General features: G+C 62.7%; 18 protein-coding genes. 10 read left to right on the top strand and 8 right to left on the bottom strand.

Going from position 1 to position 18,914, the window contains the following annotated elements; genetic code table 11:
* Nucleotides 1-3 precede the first annotated feature (3 nt).
* Nucleotides 4-2,427, bottom strand: a complete 2,424-nt coding sequence (locus tag GRI89_RS04910; protein ID WP_159792743.1) for a heavy metal translocating P-type ATPase — start codon at nucleotides 2,425-2,427, stop codon at nucleotides 4-6.
* Nucleotides 2,428-2,474: 47 nt separating this feature from the next.
* On the opposite strand from GRI89_RS04910, the gene GRI89_RS04905 reads away from it, so the two are divergent.
* On the top strand, nucleotides 2,475-2,888 hold the full coding sequence (locus GRI89_RS04905) for a MerR family transcriptional regulator (RefSeq protein WP_159792741.1): 414 nt from the start codon (nucleotides 2,475-2,477) through the stop codon (nucleotides 2,886-2,888).
* Here the strand turns inward: GRI89_RS04905 and GRI89_RS04900 are convergent.
* The 4 genes from GRI89_RS04900 to GRI89_RS04885 all read right to left on the bottom strand — a co-directional run bounded on the left by GRI89_RS04900 (nucleotide 2,872) and on the right by GRI89_RS04885 (nucleotide 6,013).
* Entirely contained in the window at nucleotides 2,872-3,579 is a 708-nt protein-coding gene (locus tag GRI89_RS04900; protein ID WP_159792739.1) for an NYN domain-containing protein, read from the bottom strand. The two genes, GRI89_RS04905 and GRI89_RS04900, sit on opposite strands and share 17 nt — an antisense overlap.
* Nucleotides 3,580-3,676: 97 nt before the next feature.
* A complete protein-coding gene (locus GRI89_RS04895; RefSeq protein WP_159792737.1) occupies nucleotides 3,677-4,141 on the bottom strand; it encodes a hypothetical protein in 465 nt (154 codons plus the stop codon).
* A gap of 402 nt (nucleotides 4,142-4,543) precedes the next feature.
* A complete protein-coding gene (locus GRI89_RS04890) occupies nucleotides 4,544-5,263 on the bottom strand; it encodes a hypothetical protein (RefSeq protein ID WP_159792735.1) in 720 nt (239 codons plus the stop codon).
* A gap of 102 nt (nucleotides 5,264-5,365) precedes the next feature.
* Nucleotides 5,366-6,013: a carbonic anhydrase gene (locus tag GRI89_RS04885; protein ID WP_159792733.1), complete on the bottom strand. Its 648-nt coding sequence runs from the start codon at nucleotides 6,011-6,013 to the stop codon at nucleotides 5,366-5,368.
* A gap of 59 nt (nucleotides 6,014-6,072) precedes the next feature.
* Here GRI89_RS04885 and lipA point away from each other — a divergent pair, with 59 nt between their 5' ends.
* On the top strand, nucleotides 6,073-6,999 hold the full coding sequence (gene lipA, locus GRI89_RS04880) for a lipoyl synthase (RefSeq protein ID WP_159792731.1): 927 nt from the start codon (nucleotides 6,073-6,075) through the stop codon (nucleotides 6,997-6,999).
* Nucleotides 6,999-7,460, top strand: a complete 462-nt coding sequence (locus tag GRI89_RS04875) for a type II toxin-antitoxin system RatA family toxin (RefSeq protein WP_159792729.1) — start codon at nucleotides 6,999-7,001, stop codon at nucleotides 7,458-7,460. Before lipA ends, GRI89_RS04875 begins: the two co-directional genes overlap by 1 nt.
* Here GRI89_RS04875 and GRI89_RS04870 read toward each other — a convergent pair.
* Genes GRI89_RS04870 through GRI89_RS04860 form a run of 3 tightly spaced genes read right to left on the bottom strand, consistent with a single transcriptional unit; the run spans nucleotide 7,421 to nucleotide 9,602 of the window.
* A complete protein-coding gene (locus tag GRI89_RS04870; RefSeq protein WP_159792727.1) occupies nucleotides 7,421-7,918 on the bottom strand; it encodes a CinA family protein in 498 nt (165 codons plus the stop codon). The genes GRI89_RS04875 and GRI89_RS04870 overlap by 40 nt on opposite strands.
* Complete coding sequence (locus GRI89_RS04865) at nucleotides 7,915-8,451, bottom strand: hypothetical protein (protein WP_159792725.1); 537 nt, start codon at nucleotides 8,449-8,451, stop codon at nucleotides 7,915-7,917. The genes GRI89_RS04870 and GRI89_RS04865 overlap by 4 nt, the downstream gene beginning before the upstream one ends.
* Nucleotides 8,448-9,602, bottom strand: coding sequence for a bifunctional 2-C-methyl-D-erythritol 4-phosphate cytidylyltransferase/2-C-methyl-D-erythritol 2,4-cyclodiphosphate synthase (locus GRI89_RS04860; RefSeq protein WP_159792723.1), 1,155 nt, complete (start codon nucleotides 9,600-9,602; stop codon nucleotides 8,448-8,450). Before GRI89_RS04860 ends, GRI89_RS04865 begins: the two co-directional genes overlap by 4 nt.
* 76 nt (nucleotides 9,603-9,678) lie before the next feature.
* On the opposite strand from GRI89_RS04860, the gene dusB reads away from it, so the two are divergent.
* The 7 genes from dusB to hflX all read left to right on the top strand — a co-directional run bounded on the left by dusB (nucleotide 9,679) and on the right by hflX (nucleotide 18,897).
* Nucleotides 9,679-10,695, top strand: a complete 1,017-nt coding sequence (gene dusB, locus GRI89_RS04855) for a tRNA dihydrouridine synthase DusB (protein ID WP_159792721.1) — start codon at nucleotides 9,679-9,681, stop codon at nucleotides 10,693-10,695.
* The gene (locus GRI89_RS04850; protein WP_328598092.1) at nucleotides 10,692-11,756 is read left to right on the top strand and encodes a two-component system sensor histidine kinase NtrB; all 1,065 of its coding nucleotides are present in this window, start codon (nucleotides 10,692-10,694) and stop codon (nucleotides 11,754-11,756) included. Before dusB ends, GRI89_RS04850 begins: the two co-directional genes overlap by 4 nt.
* A gap of 15 nt (nucleotides 11,757-11,771) precedes the next feature.
* Complete coding sequence (locus tag GRI89_RS04845) at nucleotides 11,772-13,181, top strand: sigma-54-dependent transcriptional regulator (RefSeq protein WP_159792719.1); 1,410 nt, start codon at nucleotides 11,772-11,774, stop codon at nucleotides 13,179-13,181.
* A gap of 143 nt (nucleotides 13,182-13,324) precedes the next feature.
* Nucleotides 13,325-15,466, top strand: a complete 2,142-nt coding sequence (locus GRI89_RS04840; protein ID WP_235912785.1) for a sensor histidine kinase — start codon at nucleotides 13,325-13,327, stop codon at nucleotides 15,464-15,466.
* A 19-nt stretch (nucleotides 15,467-15,485) separates the two neighbouring features.
* Nucleotides 15,486-16,862 carry a nitrogen assimilation response regulator NtrX gene (gene ntrX, locus GRI89_RS04835; protein WP_159792849.1) on the top strand — a complete coding sequence of 459 codons (1,377 nt, stop codon included), beginning with the start codon at nucleotides 15,486-15,488 and terminating at the stop codon, nucleotides 16,860-16,862.
* A gap of 149 nt (nucleotides 16,863-17,011) precedes the next feature.
* Nucleotides 17,012-17,581 (top strand): RNA chaperone Hfq, encoded by a 570-nt coding sequence (gene hfq / locus GRI89_RS04830; protein WP_159792717.1) that lies wholly within the window; start codon nucleotides 17,012-17,014, stop codon nucleotides 17,579-17,581.
* 14 nt (nucleotides 17,582-17,595) lie between these two features.
* On the top strand, nucleotides 17,596-18,897 hold the full coding sequence (gene hflX / locus GRI89_RS04825; RefSeq protein ID WP_328598095.1) for a GTPase HflX: 1,302 nt from the start codon (nucleotides 17,596-17,598) through the stop codon (nucleotides 18,895-18,897).
* Nucleotides 18,898-18,914: the final 17 nt, after the last annotated feature.

Raw genomic sequence — 18,914 nt, 5'->3', positions numbered from 1 at the left:
AATTCAAACGGCCTTCGCGAGATCGAGCCGACGCAGCCGCAGCGCGTTTCCGATCACCGAGACCGAAGAGAGGCTCATCGCAGCTGCCGCGATCATCGGATTGAGCAGCAGGCCGAACGCAGGGAACAGGACGCCGGCGGCGATCGGAACTCCCAGTGCGTTGTACCCAAACGCGAAGAACAGGTTCTGGCGGATGTTCCGCATCGTCGCCCTCGACAGCGCAATCGACTGGACTACGCCCGTCAAGTCACCGCGCACCAGCGTCACACTCGCGCTTTCGATAGCGACGTCGGTGCCGGTGCCCATTGCGATACCGACATCCGAAGCGGCCAGGGCAGGGGCGTCGTTTATCCCGTCACCTGCCATGGCCACGCGTCGCCCGGCGGCCTTCAGCTCGCTCACCTTGCGGCTCTTGTCCTCGGGCGACACGTTGGCTTCGACCTCGTCGATGCCCATCTCGCGCGCCACCGCCTCGGCCGTTGCGCGGCTGTCCCCGGTCAGCATCACGACATGGATGCCGCGCTCTTGCAGTGCCTCGATGGCTGCTTTGCTGGTCGGTTTGATCGGGTCGGCCACGGCGAGCAGCCCGGCCGGTTTGCCGTCGATGGCGACGAACATCACTGTTTGCCCGCGTTTCCTGCCTTCCTCCGCGGATGCCAGCCAGGCCTCGTCCGTCGCCCCGACCCGGCGCATCATCTTTTCGTTGCCGATCGCCACCCGCCGGATGCCCACCGTTGCCTCGATTCCCTCCCCGGTGACCGATTTGAGATCGGTCGCCTGCCCGAGTGGAAGATCGCGAGTTTTCGCACCTTGGACGATGGCATGCGCGAGGGGATGCTCGCTTCCAAGTTCTACAGCGGCCGCCGCAGCCAATAGGTCGGATTCGTCGATGCCTCCGGCCGGCAGCAAGGAGACGAGCTCCGGCTTGCCCATGGTCAGCGTGCCGGTCTTGTCGATGACAAGCGTGTCGATCGTCTCAAGCGCTTCGAGCGCTTCGGCGTTGCGGATCAGGATGCCGTTCTGGGCCCCCTTGCCGGTGCCGGTCATGATCGACATCGGTGTCGCGAGGCCGAGCGCGCATGGACAGGCGATGATCAGCACGGCGATGGCGTTAACCAGCGCGTAGGCGAATGCGGGCGGCGGCCCCCAGATCGCCCATACGACAAAGGTGATCGCTGATGCGACTATCACCGTAGGGACGAACCAACTCGCGACCTTGTCGGCGAGGCGCTGGATCGGGGCCCGGCTGCGCTGCGCGGCGGCGACCATCTGCACTATCTTGGCGAGCATCGTGTCCTTGCCGACATACTCGGCGCGCATCGCGAAGCCGCCGGCCTGGTTGACCGTCCCGCCGATGACCCGGTCACCTGACCGCTTTTCGACCGGGAGCGGTTCGCCGCTGATCATCGATTCGTCGACGTAGCTCGATCCTTCCTCGATCGTGCCATCGACTGGGATCTTGTCGCCGGGCCGAACGCGGAGCCGGTCGCCTTCGGTCACTTGGTCAAGCGTCACCTCGCGCTCGTCGCCAGGACCGAATATCTTCATCGCGCTCGGCGGAGCCAGTTCGAGCAGGGCGCGCAGTGCGCTCGAAGTCGAGCCCCGCGCCTTGAGTTCGAGGACCTGGCCGAGCAGGACCAGCGTGGTGATGACGGCGGCGGCTTCGTAATAGACCCCGACCCGGCCCGAATGGTCGCGAAACGAGGCGGGGAAGAGATCCGGAGCGATCGTTGCGACCAGGCTAAAGCCGTAAGCGATCGCAACGCCGAACCCTATCAGCGTGAACATGTTGAGGTTCCGCGTCACCAGCGAATGCCAGGCGCGGACGAAGAACGGCCATCCGCCCCACAGAACGACCGGAGTCGCCAGTGCGGCCTGCAGCCATTGCGCCAGATGCGGAGGAACCAGGTGCCCGAGACCCAGCGACGGCACCATCTCAGCCATAGTGTAGAGGAACAGGGGCAGCGTCAGCACCGCGCTACACCTGAAGCGCATGCTCATGTCGACCAGCTCGGGATCGACACCGTCGTCCAGCGACACGGTCTCTGGCTCTAGGGCCATCCCGCAAATCGGGCAGTTGCCGGGGCCGACTTGGCGGATTTCGGGGTGCATCGGGCAGGTGTAAATCGTGCCTTCCGGCAGGTCCTCGACAGCATCGAGGTGCTTGCCCGAGACGTAGTGTTCGGGATCGGCCTGGAACTTGTCCTTGCAACCTGGAGAACAGAAGAAGTGCCGGCTGCCGTTGTATTCGGCGGTGTATTTCGCCTCCGCCTTGTTCACGGACATGCCGCAAACGGGATCAATCGCGCTGGCATTCTCGCCGGGCGATAGATCGTGCGAACACACTCCCTTGGCTTGGGTGTGGGCGTCATGATGCGAGTGATCGTGCGACTCGCAATGGGCGGATTTGGGGGTCTTGTCTGTCATGGCAGGACCCTTCATAACCCCCGTACCATGGTACGGAGTCAAGCGTGATGGCTATGCGGATTTCAGAACTCGCCCGCGCTGGCGGCGTCGGCATTGAAACCGTTCGATTTTACCAGCGCAAAGGCCTGCTAACAGTCCCGAGCGGCGATGCTCCGACAGGGCGGCACTACGATTCCAGCGACCTGCAAAGGCTGCGCTACATTCGCCAGGCCCAGACAGCCGGCTTCACGCTCGCCGAGATCGAGGAGCTGCTCCACCTCCACCGAACAGACGACCGGGCACGCGCCCGGGAAATGGCCAAAGAGCGGATTGAAGCGCTCGATGAACACATTGCAGCGCTTCAATCGGCACGGCAGTCCCTGGCAAGATTGGCGAATGAATGCGCTGGCGGCGTGAAGGGACCGTGCCCGATCCTCGATGCCTTCGACGAACCTGGAGTGATGTCTAGCGCATCCGCTTGACGTAAAGCTGGCCGTTGCGCCGTTCGAGTTTGAAGTTGTCGCTCGCTGCCCGGACGAGGTCGGACAGCCGCTTGTAGCCGTGGTTGCGCACATCGAAGCTCGAGCGGTTGCCGGCGATCTGGCCGACTTCCTGCAACTTCGCGAACCCTTCGTCGTCGCGGCTCGCAGCCTTCCACGCGGCGCCGAGAAGATCGATGATTTCCACATCGATCGGGTCGGTGCTCGGCTTTCCGTCTTCCTTGGCCGAAGTCTTGATGAGCTGATCGACGTCTATGTAGCGCGTGCAGGCGGTCTTGAACGCTTCGGGAGCCTTGGCGCTGCCGAAGCCGTAGACGATGATGCCATCCTGCCGCAGCCGGGTAACCAGTGGCGTGAAGTCGCTGTCGCTGCTCATGATCCCGAAGCCGTCGACTTTGCCGCCGTAGAGCAGGTCGATTGCATCGATTGTCATGGCCATGTCGGTTGCGTTCTTGCCCTTCGTGAGGTCGAACTGCTGCATCGGCTGCAAGCCGTAGCGATGGGTGATCTTGTTCCAGTTGCTGAGCGCCGGCTTGGCCCAGTTGCCGTAGGCGCGGCGGATATTCACCTGGCCAAGCTCGGCGAGGACCGTCAGCACCGGGTCGATCCCGGCATGGCTGGCGTTGTCCGCGTCGATCAGCAGGGCGATATTCTTGAGTTCCGTTTCCACCATGGCGGCTAGATGGCGGTGCCGGGAGTGGAGTGCAAGGAATGGCTGCGACGGGTAGCTTTGCCGGACGCAGTCTTCATTCTTGCTGTTCATCGGGTGGCTACGGCGGTGACGGCGGTGACGGCGGTGACGGCAAGGCGTCCTCTGCCGTCTGCTGAATTGCGCAATCCTGCACCCACATCTCGTCGCCGCCCGAACCCATGTGCTGGCAGCTTACGGTAACTCGTTGGCCTGGGAGAAGCTTCTTGGCGTCTTCGATCGCAAGCTGCGCGACGTCAATACCGAGCTGCGCATCCGGATTGGAAGTCTTCAGGCGCAGATCGAGACTGCCGTATCCGTCAGGCACAATCCGGAGAAACTCTCCGCTGACCACCATCTCGCGGTTGCCGTACTGCTCTGCTGCCGAGCGCGGATCATCTGCATAGGCCCTGTACAACTCGTCCGCTTCGATTGTCACCGGGCCGCGCGGCTGTTCCGAGCTGACGGCTGGAGGATCTGACCAGAAGCCGGCGACTTCGCCGGCGAGGCCGATCCCGAGGAGGATTGCGGCCGCGCCGCCGACCAACACTGCTTTCCCGGAGCGCTTGCGGCCCTCGCCCGTTCGGGCGCCACGTCCACCCAGCAGGCTATTGCGAACTCCTGGGTCCATCGCCGCCCCGCAAACGGGGCAGAACTCACGCAGCGCGGAAACGTCGGCAGAACATTCTGGGCAACGCACTTGTTCTTGTCTCCTTGCCGCAACGCGCGGGCCTTCCTTTAGCTATATAAAAGGAGCGGCTGCTTAGGCAATCGGACCGCTACGCCGCGCCGCGCTCGTGATGGCTCGCATCGTCGGCATCGACCAGCAGGACGATGTCCATGAGGGCGGCTTCAGGCATAGGGCCTACGTGGCGGAGGGGGGAGGGGAGTGCAAGGAATGGCGCGGAACTTTTCTAACACGGTCAAGCGAGGCACCAAGCGGGTACTTTCAATTTGCGACCGAGCCGCCTGTCGAATTGGGGGTCTTCTCAGGCAAGATTATCGGAGCGCACGCATCGATGCTTGCCAGAAATTCCTTCGTCAGATTGTCCGGCCGGATCGCCGTTACTCCAAGCTCCTCGGCGATCTTCTTCGATACCGGTAGGTTTGCGGCCAAGGTACCATCGGCCACGAAGGCTTCCGCGAGATGGCGATAAAGTTCACGCCGTTCTTGGTGGGAGATGGGCCCGGCCAACTCGAAACCCTTCATCGCACTCCAGGCCGCGATTTCCGCCTCCAGCCGCGCATTGTTGCCACCGAGTTCATCGTAGAACTCGGCATATTTCAGGCGAGCGTCCGGTGGCACGGATGCGAATACGTTGCCGTCGCGCGAGTCCCAGGCGGCGCGATAGGGAAACAGGGCGGCAGGTCCATAGATGTCCAGATCCGGCAAGCTCTCGCGATCGTCCGCAGTCCGCAACCAGGCCAGCAGGTCACGGATACGCCGCATATTGCAGGCGCTGCCTCGGCTCCGAACATCGTAGACGAACAGGTTGAGTCCGATTTCATGGTCGATCGTCCGGCGGAATTCGCGCACTTCGGACTGACGCTGGAGGGCTTCCGCAAGCTGCTGCGCGCCGAGCGCCAGTAGGACGCCGAGCACGATGACGCCGACCTCCCCGGCAAAAACGCGCCAGCCTTTCAGCGGACCTGGAAAATTGAAACCCATCCGTCGCCCCCACGTGATACGATTGCGTAACACAGGCGATTACGTTGGCAATGGGACGAGGGAGATCCGTCAACAACGACTGCTTTGAGTTCTGGTAAGGTTTCAGGCCGCCTTGAACTCTCCGCTCTTTTCGTCGAGCAAGTACAGCACCCCGTCGGAAATCGCGAAGTAGGCCCCACGCAATGTCAGTGTGGCGCGCTTCTCCAGCTCCTGCACACAAGGGAAGGTGCGCAAGTTGGCAAGGCTGACCTTGACCGCGGCCATCTCCATCGCCCGCTCAGCCGGTCGGCCTGTTGTACCGAGTTCGCGGGCGATGGGTTCGCGTGCTTCATCGAGCATGTCGATCCAGTTGGCGATGAAGCCGCCTTGGCCTGGTTCCTCACCGTGCATCGATTGGGTCAGGGCTGCCTGGCAGCCGCCGCACATGCCGTGGCCCAGCACCACGATCTCGCGCACCTTGAGAAACTGCACTGCGAATTCCAGCGCCGCCGAGACGCCGTGATGCCCCGGCGCGGTCTCGAATGGCGGCACCAGTGCAGCAACGTTTCGCACTACGAAGATTTCACCCGGATTGACGTCGAAAATCTGCGCCGGGTCCACGCGGCTGTCCGAACAAGCAATGACCATCACTCGCGGCTGCTGCCCATCCTTGAGCGCTTCCCAGCGCGCGCGCTCCGGCTTCCAGCCGTGCTCGCGAAAACGCCGATAGCCATGCAGGAGTTCGGTGAGTTCTGTAGTGGGGACGATCATGCCTGTGCCCATGCCGTGCGGCATTGCGCAAGGCAAGCCACATCCCTAAGTGGCGCCCTATGAACGATCTCGCCACCGCACCCCGTCCCGAGCGGCAGCGCAAACCCGACTGGATTCGCGTCAAGGCGCCGGTCAGCAAGGACTACCACGAGACGCGCCAGCTGATGCGCGACCTCAACCTCAATACGGTGTGCGAGGAAGCTGCCTGCCCGAACATCGGCGAGTGCTGGACCAAGAAGCACGCCACCGTGATGATCTTGGGCGACGTCTGCACCCGCGCCTGCGCATTCTGCAACGTCAAGACCGGCATGCCGCGCATCGTCGATCCGCGCGAGCCGGAACACGTGGCGACGGCAGCGGCCAAACTGGGCCTAGAGCACATCGTCGTCACCAGCGTCGACCGCGACGATCTTCCGGATGGCGGGGCGGGGCAGTTCATCAAGGTGATCCAGGCATTGCGCCGCGAGACGCCCGCAACGACAATTGAAATCCTGACCCCCGACTTCCGCGGCAAGATGCGTCCTGCGGTCGAGGCGATTTGCGAAGCCGGTCCGGACGTCTACAACCACAACCTCGAAACCGTCCCGCGACTCTATCCCACGATTCGGCCGGGCGCGCGTTACTATGCCTCGCTGCGGCTGCTCGAAGAGGTCAAGGCGCACGATCCTGCTATCTTCACCAAGTCGGGCATCATGCTCGGGCTGGGCGAGGCGCGGTTGGAGGTGCACCAGGTGATGGACGACATGCGCAGCGCAGACGTCGATTTCCTCACCATGGGCCAGTACCTGCAGCCGACGCCGAAGCACGCCAAGGTAGAGGAATTCGTCAGCCCGCAGGTGTTCGACGCCTATGGCTCGATCGCGCGCGCAAAAGGGTTCCTGCAGGTCGCATCGAGCCCGCTGACCCGGTCGAGCTACCATGCAGGCGACGATTTCACCCAGATGAAGGCGGCACGCGAAGCCAAACTGGCGAAACAGCAGGCCTGATGCCCGGAATTCGCGAAACCCGGCGGCTGCCGTACAGCTGCGAGGAGATGTTCGACCTTGTGGCCGACGTCGGCCGCTACGGCGAATTCCTCCCGTGGGTCGTGGCGACAAGGGTCAAATCAGACAGCGAGACCGAAATGGTCGCTGACATGCTCGTAGGCTTCAAGGCGCTCCGCGAGAAATTCACCTCACAGGTGTTCAAGACCCGTCCGAACGAGATCGAGGTGGTTTACGTCGACGGTCCGCTCAAGGATCTCGACAACAAGTGGCTTTTTCAGTCGACCGCCGACGGCGGCTGCGAGATCCACTTCAGCGTCGATTTCAAGTTCAAGAACGCGATGTTCGAAGCGCTGGCCGGGCAGTACTTCGATCGAGCATTCCGCAAGATGGTTACCGCCTTCGAGACGCGTGCGGAGGAACTTTACGGCAAGAGAAGCTCGAGCGCGCAGAGCGTCGCCTGATAGCGTACGCCACCGCGGTCCTCGTTCTCGAACAGTTTCGATTCCGCCTCGCGTTCCTCGCTGTCGCGCATGGCCCGGGCGAACACGACCGTCCCGACGGGCTTGAATTCACTGCCGCCGTCGGGGCCGGCGATCCCGCTGATCGCCACGGCCACGTCCGCGTCGCTGTTCATCAGCGCACCCTGAGCCATGGCGTAGACGCAAGCGATGGAGACCGCGCCGAAAGCTTCGATCACGTCGCCGGAGACCCCCAATGCCTCGCGCTTGGCCTCGTTCGAATAGGTCACGTAGCCACGGTCGAGCACCGCGGAAGAACCGGGGATTTCGGTCAGGGCTGCGGCGACAAGGCCGCCTGTGCAACTTTCGGCCAACGCAACTTTGCGTCCGATTGCGCGGTTTTCGTCGATTACCCGGCGTGCCAGGTTGATAATCTCTTCCGGAAGCATGGACTGGGTCATTCTTCGCCCGCTGCACAAACCCGCGGCTTTTCATCCGTGAGGGCAAGCGATGCGATAACACCGGCGAGGTCACCCAGTTCCGAAGGTTCGAGCGGAGAGAGCGCCTTGACCATGCGTTCGATGCTTGAGCACGACTTGGGTTTGATGCTCTCGACGAGTTTCTGTTGAATCAGCGCGTCGACGAGCGGTCGAACAGCGTCATCCGGCAACTCGGCCAGCGAAGCAACGTCCTTGTCCTCGGAACCTCCGGCAAGTTTGAGCAACGCAGTTTTTGCTTCCGGCCAGGCGGCGTCCTTGCCCACTGCATAGCGGGTCTGCAGGTCGTCACCGCCGGTCGCAAAGTAGCCATCGTTCGTCAGAATGGCAGCGCAACTGACCCGAGACGCCGCAATGGCCTCCGGCATGGCATAACGGACCATCGCGGATACTTCCGCCTCGGTAATACAAGGCGCCACAGCAGCGGTTTGAGCGCTCGCTGAAGAAGAAAGTGCCAGGAATGCAATCCCGGCACCGATCGATAATCTGGTCTTCATCGCTCCTGGTCCTCCCGTGAAACAAGCGTAGCCACCGCTTGCGCGGCAATCCCTTCGCCCCTCCCGGTAAATCCCAGTCGTTCCGTCGTGGTCGCTTTTATACTGACCTGCGACCTGTCGACGCTCAGCAATTCAGCCAGTTTGTCGCGCATTGCCTCACGATGTGGGCCAATTTTGGGCGCTTCGCAAACCAGCGTCAGGTCGACATTGCCGATAGCGTAGCCTGACTTTTCAGCCAGTTCCACGGCATGCGTGACGAAGCGGGCAGACGGTGCACCTTTCCATTGCGGATCGCTCGGCGGGAAATGCTCGCCGATATCACCCAGCGCGGCCGCGCCAAGGATCGCGTCGACCACGGCGTGGAGCGCGACGTCGGCGTCGCTGTGCCCAGCCAGGCCCTTGTCGTGTTCGATGGGAAGGCCGCAAAGCCACAACTCCTCGCCTTCCGCAAGGCGATGGACGTCGAAGCCGGTTCCGGTTCGGATCATGCCGGCGCCCCTGCGGAAATCTGCGGCATAGGTCAACTTGTGGAGGCGCTCGTCGCCCTCGACGAGCGCGACTTCGAGGCCGGCCATTTGCGCCACTTGCGCGTCGTCACCTGCCGTACGGTCCGATCGCCAATTGCGATGGGCTGAAAGAATTTCGGCGAAACGAAACGCCTGCGGAGTCTGCACGCGCCGCAAGTCCTCGCGCTTCGCCGCACCGGCCATCATGCCTTCCCGATCGATCGCGAGGCTGTCCACGACCGGTAGTACGGGTATTGCGCCGGCGCTCGTGTCCAATGCGGCCAGCAAGCGCCCGACCACGGCTTCAGGCAAGTCCGGACGCGCTGCGTCGTGGATGAGGACGGCCGGGGAAGGGGAGCCTGCGATATCCTCAAGGGCGATGGCGACCGATTCCTGTCGTGTCGCACCACCTGCCACGAGCCGAACGTTGGCGATCCCGGACAGGACTTCACTGGCGAGGTCCGAATGTTCGGCGGGCACCGCCACCACGATCGGCCTGGCGCCCATCTTCGCGAATGCCTCGACCGAATGCCGCACAAGTGGCTTGTCGCGCCAACGGGCGAACTGCTTCGGCACGCCTTGTCCGGCGCGCAGGCCCTTGCCGGCGGCAACGACGACTGCGGCGAATGGTGGGAGGCTGACCATCAGCCGCGCGCCTACCGCCTTGCAGCACCCCTCGCAATCCACTATGCGGCTGCCCATATTTTAGGCAACCCTTCGGATGAACGCGCTCCCAACCCCTCCACCCTTGAAGCCGATCATGGTCGGCAACGTGCGGGTCGACTGCCCGGTCCTGCTCGCACCGATGACCGGCGTAACGGACTTGCCGTTCCGTACGCTGGTGCGGCGCTATGGCTCGGGCCTGAATGTCACGGAGATGATCGCCAGCGATGCGGCGATCCGCGAAACACGGCAGTCGATCCAGAAAGCCGCATGGCATCCGACTGAAGAACCGGTATCGATGCAGTTGGTCGGCTGCGACCCGGCATCGATGTCCGAGGCGGCGAAGCTGCAGGAAGGCAACGGCGCGGCAATCATCGATATCAATTTCGGATGCCCGGTGCGCAAGGTGGTCGGTCAATACGCCGGCTCGGCCCTGATGCGCGAAGTGCCATTGGCCGTCCGTTTGATGGAAGCCACCGTCAAAGCAGTATCAGTGCCCGTGACCGTCAAGATGCGCATGGGTTGGGACCACCAGAGCCTCAACGCGCCGGAGCTCGCGCGAATGGCCGAGGATCTCGGGGTCAAGATGATCACGGTCCACGGCCGCACGCGCAACCAGATGTACAAGGGCACGGCCGACTGGGGCTTTGTCCGCAAGGTGAAGGACGCGGTTTCAATTCCCGTCATCGTCAACGGCGACATCTGCAGCATCGACGATGCCGGCAAGGCGCTCGAGCAATCAGATGCGGATGGCTTGATGATCGGGCGAGGCGCCTATGGCCGGCCATGGCTCTTGGGCCAGGTTATGCACTGGTGGCGGACCGGCGAGGCCCTAAAGAATCCGAGTGTCGACGAACAGTACGAGACGCTGGTTGAACACTATCGGGCGATGCTCGATCACTATGGGCGCGATGCGGGGACCAAGATCGCCCGCAAGCACCTTGGCTGGTACACCAAGGGCCTGCATGGCTCGGCGGAGTTCCGCCACAAGGCCAACTTTTTAGATGATCCCGACGTGGTCTTGGGTGAAATCGAACGCTTCTACGAGCCGTTCCTGCGGCGCCGAGCAGCGTGAAACACCTGCTCGAGGGCGCACCGAGCGCCGAGGCCCAGATTACCGGCCTGATTTTCGCGCTCCTGCTCCTCGATGCGGACCTTGTGGTGCAGGACGCGAACCCGGCAGCCGAGGACTTACTCGGCGTTTCGTCACGCCGGATGATCGGGCAACCGCTTGGTCAGATCATCGACTTCGGTCCCGAAGGCTTGCTCGATCGGTTGGCGCAAACCGATGCGCAACTGACCGCGCGCGGTGTCGCTATCCATGTCGGCGAGCGCGAGCTTCGCGTAAACCTGACGGTGTCTGAAATCGCCACCCATCCGGGTTGGTGCGTGCTCACGCTGTCCGACACTGGTCACGGCGAGCGAATGGCCGACGATGAACGTCCCGCGCCGCTTCGCGGCCCGGCAATCCTCGCGCACGAGATCAAGAACCCGCTCGCTGCTATTCGAGGGGCCGCGCAATTGCTGGCGAAAAAGGTCGGCGAGAACGAACGGCCAATGACGGCGCTGATCGCCGACGAAGTCGATCGCATCGCCCAGCTAATCGACCGGATGCAGCGCCTCGGCAGAGAACAGCCCGAGCCGGTGGCGCCGCTCAACCTGCACTCCGCCATTCACCGCGCCTGCGATACCGTGTTTGCCGTCGGTGAAGCCAAAGTGACCCTTCGCGAGGAGTTCGACCCCTCGCTCCCGCCCGTACTCGCGAACGAGGGGGCGCTGGTGCAGGTGCTCGTCAACCTGATCGCAAACGCCCGGGATGCCTGTTCCGGTGCGGCCGAACCCGAAGTGACCATTCGCACCCGCTTCGTCAGCGGCATGGTGCTCAACGTCATTCGCCTTGGGCGCCCGGTAAAGCTGCCGATCGAGATCCAGGTTAGCGACAACGGACCCGGCATCGATCCGGGCCTGGCCGACTACATCTTCGAACCATTTGTTTCCAGCAAGGCGAACGGACAGGGTCTTGGCCTCGCCTTGGTGCGCAAGCTCGTCAAGGACATGGATGGACGCATCAGCCATGAGCGGGACGAAAGGGCGGGACTGACGCATTTTCGTGTCCATCTGCCGATGGCTCGATAGGAAGAGACTACACCAATGAACAAAGTCGTACTGCTTGTCGAAGACGACGAGGCGATCGCCAAGGTCATCGTCACCGCGCTGGAAGACGACGGCTTCGACGTCGCCCGTTGCGACAGCATCGCGGGCCGGGACGAACTCCTTTCCGCGCGCAATTTCGACGTGATGCTTACCGACGTCATGCTGGTCGACGGTGACGGGATCGAGACGCTCGGCACCGTCCAGGAAAATCATCCGGACATGCCGATCATCATCCTGTCGGCACAGAACACGCTCGACACGGCGGTCCGCGCCACGGGCACCGGGGCGTTCGAATACTTCCCCAAACCGTTCGATCTCGACGAACTGATCCGGACGGCGCGGCAGGCCGCGGAGAGTGGGCCGCAGGCGGGAATCGACCACGGCGATGCCGGTGAGGGACTGCCCCTGATCGGGCGCAGCCCGGCGATGCAGGAAGTATACCGGATGATCACCCGGGTCCTGAACAACGACTTGTCGGTACTGATCCTGGGTGAATCGGGCACCGGCAAGGAACTCGTCGCCGAAGCCATCCACCATCTCGGCCACCGCAAGGCCGGACCGTTCATTGCGGTCAACACCGCCGCCATCCCGCGCGAGCTGATCGAAAGCGAACTGTTCGGGCACGAGAAGGGCTCGTTCACCGGCGCGGTCACACGCTCGATCGGCAAGTTCGAACAAGCCGGCGGCGGCACACTCTTCCTTGATGAAATCGGCGACATGCCTGCCGAGGCCCAGACCCGGCTGCTGCGAGCGCTCCAGTCCGGAAAGATCCGCCGTGTCGGCGGCCGCGAGGAAATCGCCGTCGACGTCCGCATCGTTGCCGCCACCAACCGCGATCTCGCTCCGATGATCGCCGACGGATCGTTCCGCGAAGACCTCTTCTACCGGCTCAACGTCGTGCCGTTGCGGCTGCCTCCCTTGCGTGAGCGGGGCGGCGACGTCGGGGCGCTGGCGCAACATTTCCTGCGTCAGGCCGCCGCAGAGGGCCTGCCACTGCGCCGCCTGACCGACGACGCGATCGCGCTTATGGCTCAGCAAATGTGGCGAGGGAATGTCCGCGAATTGAAGAATCTCGTGTTCCGGGCGGCCTTGCTGGCGCGCGAGGACACAATTGATGCAAACGCGATCGCCAGCCTGCTCGAGACCGCCAAACCGGCCGAGAGTGGCGGTAGAGCAGACTTCGACGAAGCGCTGAGCACCTGGCTAGTCTCGGAGCGGCCCGGAGAGGGTGAACTCTACCATTCCGCACTATCCGCTTTCGAGCGCCCGCTGTTCGAACATGCCCTGCGCAGGACCGGTGGAAACCAGCTTCGCGCGGCTCGATTGCTGGGTATTAATCGCAATACGTTGCGCAAGCGCCTCAGTGATCTTGGCATCGAACCGGAGCGGTTTTCCACGGCGGATTGACGGTTCGCGGAAAAATCCCTTGCAAATCTGCAACAGTGAAGTTGTAAGCTTGCAACGTGGCTGAGGTCGCCCCCCTTCCGACTCCGGCAAGGTCCAAACATTCTCCCCGCTGGTGGAGGCGCGCGCTTGTAACCTCGCGCCGTTTGAACCTGTTCTTCTGGCTCGGGATAGTTGCCGGCGGGACACTCATCGTAATGCTGGCCAGCTGGTGGATCGCGCTCACTCGGGGCGGCGAATCGGCGGAACCGATTCCATCGCTCCAGGCCGCAGCGCTACTCGTAGGAACGCTAATTCCAGCTCTGGGTCTCATCGTCCTGTGGGGCAGGCGGCTGGCGATCAAGCGAGCCGGCGACAGCAGCGCCCGGCTCCATGTGAGGCTGGTGTTCTTCTTCTCGCTGATTGCGGCCGTGCCGACGCTGCTGGTCGCGCTGTTCGCTTCGGTGATGTTCCAGTCGGGCGTCGAGTTCTGGTTTTCGGACAACAACCGCGGAATTCTCGAAAATGCCAATCGCCTGGCGCGGGGGTATTACGATCAGAACCAGCGCACCGTCGCCAACAATAGCATCACGATGGCCGGCGATCTGCGTTACGTCCTCGAACGAATTTCGCTGACGGATCCGAATTTCTCCGACCAGTATTACCTGCAGGTTTACCAGCGCGAGCTCAATCGAAGCGCCATCGTGCAGGTTGGCGGCAACGGCGACATGATCATCGCGGCGATCGTCAATCCGGACGATGGCGATATCGTGAAAGATGCGGTCGAAGCGGCGCTTCCCGAACTGCGGGCAGGGGAAGGCGTGGTTGTCGCTTCGCGGCAGGACCGCATCGAAGCGGTAACGCCGATCGACCGTGAGTCGGGAATTTACCTCTACAACGCAAGAAACTCGGACACGCTGGCACGCGATCAATGGGAGAGGGCGCAGAGCGTCCTCGCTGCATATGACGAATTGACCGGGCAAGCGCGAAAGCGGCAGCTGCAGTTCAACATTGCCTTGCTCCTGGCCTCACTGTTGCTCGTTTCGGCCGCAGTATGGTTCGCCCTGCGCTTTGCCGACCGGCAGGTGCGCCCGCTGACCGATCTCGTTGCAGCCGCGCGGCAGGTCGGCAGCGGCAACTATGCCCTGCGCATCGAGGGGAGGACCGGGCCCGACGAAATCGGCCTGCTCAACCGCGCGTTTAACCGTATGACGGGTCAGATCGAACAGCAGACCGCCGCACTGCTGGGGGCCAACAAGCAGCTCGCGGAACGCCGCGCCTTTATTGAGACCGTCCTGCAATCGATAACCGCCGGCATTATCTCGGTCGACCGGAACGGCGAGGTGCAACTGATGAACACCTCGGCACAGGAACTGCTGCTCGACCGCGCTGGTCCTTCGGCGGTCGGACTGAAACTTGGCGACCTATCGCCGGAGATCGATTCACTCATGCGAAGCGGATCGGACCATGGCCTCGTCCAGAAGAGCCGCGAGGGCGAACTGCTGACGTTAGCGGTAAGACTGGCTCCGGCGGCAAACGGCTGGGTCATCACCTTTGAAGACATCACCCGCCAACTGCTCGACCAGCGTCAGGCCGCATGGTCCGACGTGGCGCGGCGAATAGCCCATGAGATCAAGAACCCGCTCACCCCAATCCAGCTTGCAACGGAACGGCTCAAGCGACGGTATCGCAAGCAGATCGAGCAGGACGGTGAGCTGTTCGAGGAACTGACAGGAACAATTATCCGCCAGGTCGGCGACCTCAGGAAGATGGTCGACGAATTCTCCTCCTTCGCGCGACTTCCGAAGCCCGTCTTCCGGCAAGAAGATGCGGTCGACTTACTGCGCCAGTCGATGTTCCTCCAGGAAGTCGCAAGGCCCGAAATCGACTATCGCTTCAAGGCTCCAGAGGACGTGCCGCTGCTCGCCTGCGACCGGCATCAATACGGCCAGGTGATGACCAACGTCCTCAAGAACGCCGCCGAGGCCATCGAGGCAAGACGCAAGGATGCCGAGCCAGACTATCGTGGCAAGATCCGCGTCGAGGTCAGCCTGACCGACCGGTTCTTCATCGTGACTGTCAAGGACAATGGCGTCGGCCTGCCGAGCCAGGGCAGCGACCGGATTCTCGAACCCTACGTCACGACACGAGAGAAGGGCACGGGGCTTGGCCTCGCGATCGTGAAAAAGATCGTCGAGGAACATGCCGGCGACATGGCGTTCGCGAGCAACGGGGAAGGGGGAACCACAGTAACATTGCGCTTTGCGCGCGATCCGGTCGCCAGCGGCAGAACCGAGGCGGCTGAATGACGATACAGGAGAACAGGTAATGGCGCTCGACATCCTTGTGGTCGACGACGAACAGGACATCCGCGAACTAGTTGCGGGAGTCTTGAGCGACGAAGGCTACGAGTGCCGTACGGCGGGCGACAGCCGCAGCGCACTGAGCATGATCGACGAGCGTCGCCCAAGTCTCGTCCTGCTTGACGTCTGGCTCCATGGCAGCCCTATGGATGGGCTCGAGCTGCTAGACGAGATTAAGCAGCGCGAGCCGGCACTTCCAGTGATCATCTTTTCCGGTCACGGCAACATCGACACGGCGGTTTCGGCCGTCAGCCGTGGGGCCATGGACTTTATCGAAAAGCCATTCGAGGCCGAGCGCCTATTGCTGCTCGTCGCGCGCGCTACCGAAACCGAACGCCTGCGCCGCGAAAACGAGCGGCTGCGTGAAGACTTCGTGCAGAACGACGAGTTCACCGGCAATTCGAGCGCGATCAATGCCGTTCGTGCAACGCTCAAGCGCGTCGCCAGCACCGGTAGCCGCGTAATGATCACCGGACCTGCCGGGGCGGGGAAGGAAGTCGCTGCACGCCTGCTCCATTCGTGGAGTCCGCGAGCGGACAAGGCCTTCGTCACTGTCAATTCGGCGCGCATCACGCCCGAGCGATTCGAGCAGGAGTTGTTCGGCGAAGAAGAAGACGGCAGGCTTGTTCGCGCCGGCCTGCTGGAACTGGCCAACGGCGGGACCCTCTATCTCGACGAAGTCGCCGACATGCCACCGAGCACCCAGGCGCGGATCCTGCGTGTTTTGACCGACCAGAGCTTCGTTCGCGCCGGCGGCAATCGCCAGATCGGTGTCGACGTCAGGGTCGTTTCCTCGACATCTCGCGATCTCGAGAAGGAGATCGAGGAAAAACGCTTTCGCGAGGACCTTTTCTACCGCCTAAACGTCGTGCCGGTGGCGATCCCACCACTGGCCGATCGGCGTGACGATATTCCCGCGCTGGCCGTGCATTTTTTCACCCGGTACGCCGGTGAACAGGGCGTGCCGGCCCCCGACGTCGCTCCCGATGCCCTCGCAGCACTACAAGCCTACGACTGGCCGGGCAATGTGCGCCAGTTGCGCAATGTCGTCGAGCGAACCGTTATCCTCGCGCCGCGGGACCGTCTCGAAACCATTGAGCCCGACATGTTGCCCGATGAAATCACGGGCCGGTCTGCGGAGAGCGGTCAAAGCATTTCGGCACTTATGGGTGTTCCACTTCGTGAAGCGCGAGAAAGTTTTGAGCGGGAATACTTGCGCATCCAGATTCGCCGCTTCTCGGGCAACATCTCGAAAACGGCGGGATTCATCGGTATGGAGCGTTCGGCCTTACACCGGAAATTGAAGCTGCTGGGAATGGGCGAGCGCGACGGTTCGAGTTGACTTTCGAAAAAGGAACCGCATCAACTGTCACATATTGGCAATTCTGGCTGCTTAGCTGACGCTAGAGGTTGACCAAGGCCGGTCCGGGAATCCGGGCCAGAATGCGATTGCTGTTGGCAATCGCCAATAACGAAGAAGGAAACTCGCCGATGAATAAGCCGACCCTCACTGCACGACCGCGCGCTCCCCGTGAAGATTCCACTCCGGAACTGACACCTGCCAACGGCAACAAGGGCGCCAACCTGCAGGACGTGTTCCTCAATCACCTGCGCCGCGAAAAAATGCCCGTCACGATGTTCCTCGTGAAGGGCGTGAAGTTGCAGGGAATCGTCACCTGGTTCGACAATTTTTCAATTCTTCTCCGGCGCGACGGCCAGTCCCAGTTGGTCTACAAGCACGCCATTTCGACCATCATGCCGAGCCAGCCGGTCGATGCCGGCCAGTTCGTCGCCGGCCCCGACGCACAGCGCAGGCAGCGGCTGTTGCAGGACGTGTTCCTCAGCCGCGTACGCGAGGCGGCGGTGCAGGTGACGATGTTCTTGGTCAACGGCGTGATGCTTCAGGGCCGTATCGCCGCCTACGACCTCTTCTGCGTGCTGCTGGAGCGCGAAGGCTTCGTCCAACTGGCCTACAAGCATGCGGTCTCCACCATCCAGCCCGCCGCCCCGGTCGATCTCACGTCCGACTGGGACGAGGAAGACGGGGACAACGACGCCTGAGCTTCGACGACGATATTGGTGAAGTCGCCCGGGGTGCCCGGGCGCTGGTCCTGTGCCCAGATATTCGCGGATCGCGCGACGAACAGGACCCGGAGTCGCGTCTGGAGGAGGCGAAGGGTCTGGCGCTGGCGATCGGGCTGGTTGTGGCGGGAGCGGAAGTCGTGCCTGTCCGTCAGGTTCGTCCGGCAACCTTGTTCGGTCAGGGTCAGATCGAACGTATCGCCGCTGATTGCGAGCTCGAGGAAGCCGATCTCGTCATCGTCGACGGTGCGCTGTCTGCGATCCAGCAGCGCAACCTCGAGGAAAAGCTCAAGCGTAAGGTCATCGACCGCACCGGCCTGATCCTCGAAATCTTCGGGGAGCGGGCGGCAACGGCGGAAGGCCGATTGCAGGTCGAGCTGGCCCATCTCGATTACCAGCAGAGCCGCCTCGTTCGGAGCTGGACCCACCTCGAACGCCAGCGCGGCGGCTTTGGCTTCCTCGGCGGCCCAGGCGAGACGCAGATCGAGGCCGACCGGCGGATGATCCGCGACCGGATGGCCCGCCTGCGCCGCGAACTGGAACAAGTGCGTCGCACTCGCGCGCTTCACCGCAAGCGGCGCGATCGAGCGCCCTGGCCAGTTGTGGCGCTGGTCGGCTACACCAACGCCGGCAAGTCGACACTTTTCAACCGCCTGACCGGCGCGGGCGTCATGGCCGAAGACCTTCTCTTCGCCACGCTCGATCCCACTATGCGAGCAATCTCGCTGCCCGGCGTCGACAAGGTGATCCTGTCGGACACCGTCGGGTTCATTTCCGACCTGCCGACCCAGCTCGTCGCGGCATTCCGAGCGACCCTTGAGGAAGTCACCGAAGCCGATCTCATCCTCCACGTGCGTGATATCGCCAATCCCGACAGTGCCATGCAGAAGCGTCAGGTCCTTGCCGTGCTCGAGGATCTGGGCGTTATCGAAGGGGAGGGGGGCGAATCGTCGATCCCGATCCTCGAATTGTGGAATAAGTGGGACCTGCTGGATGGCGACCGGGAGGCCGAACTTGATCCATTGGCCGATGGCGATCCGGACATTTTGCCTCTCTCAGCAATAACCGGGGAGGGGGTCGAGGCTGTTCTGGCGCGCATCGCCGCAGTCCTGACCGAAGGTGCCAAGGTTCATAGCTTCACCCTGCCGGCCAGTGACGGCGCCCGCATCGCCTGGCTGCACGCTCACGGAGTAGTGCTCGACGAGGCCGACGCTGGAGAAGGCGCGGACGGTCCGCTTCGAAAGCTCGAAGTCCGACTAACCGAGCGCGAATTCGGCCGCTACGCTTCGTTGTAGTTCTTGACCCCGTGGCA

The sequence above is a fragment of the Croceibacterium salegens genome (genome assembly GCF_009827435.1).
In the GTDB taxonomy this organism is placed as follows: Bacteria; Pseudomonadota; Alphaproteobacteria; order Sphingomonadales; family Sphingomonadaceae; genus Croceibacterium_B; species Croceibacterium_B salegens.
Note: the sequence above shows the minus strand (reverse complement) of the source record. Positions and strands in the feature narration are given on the sequence as shown.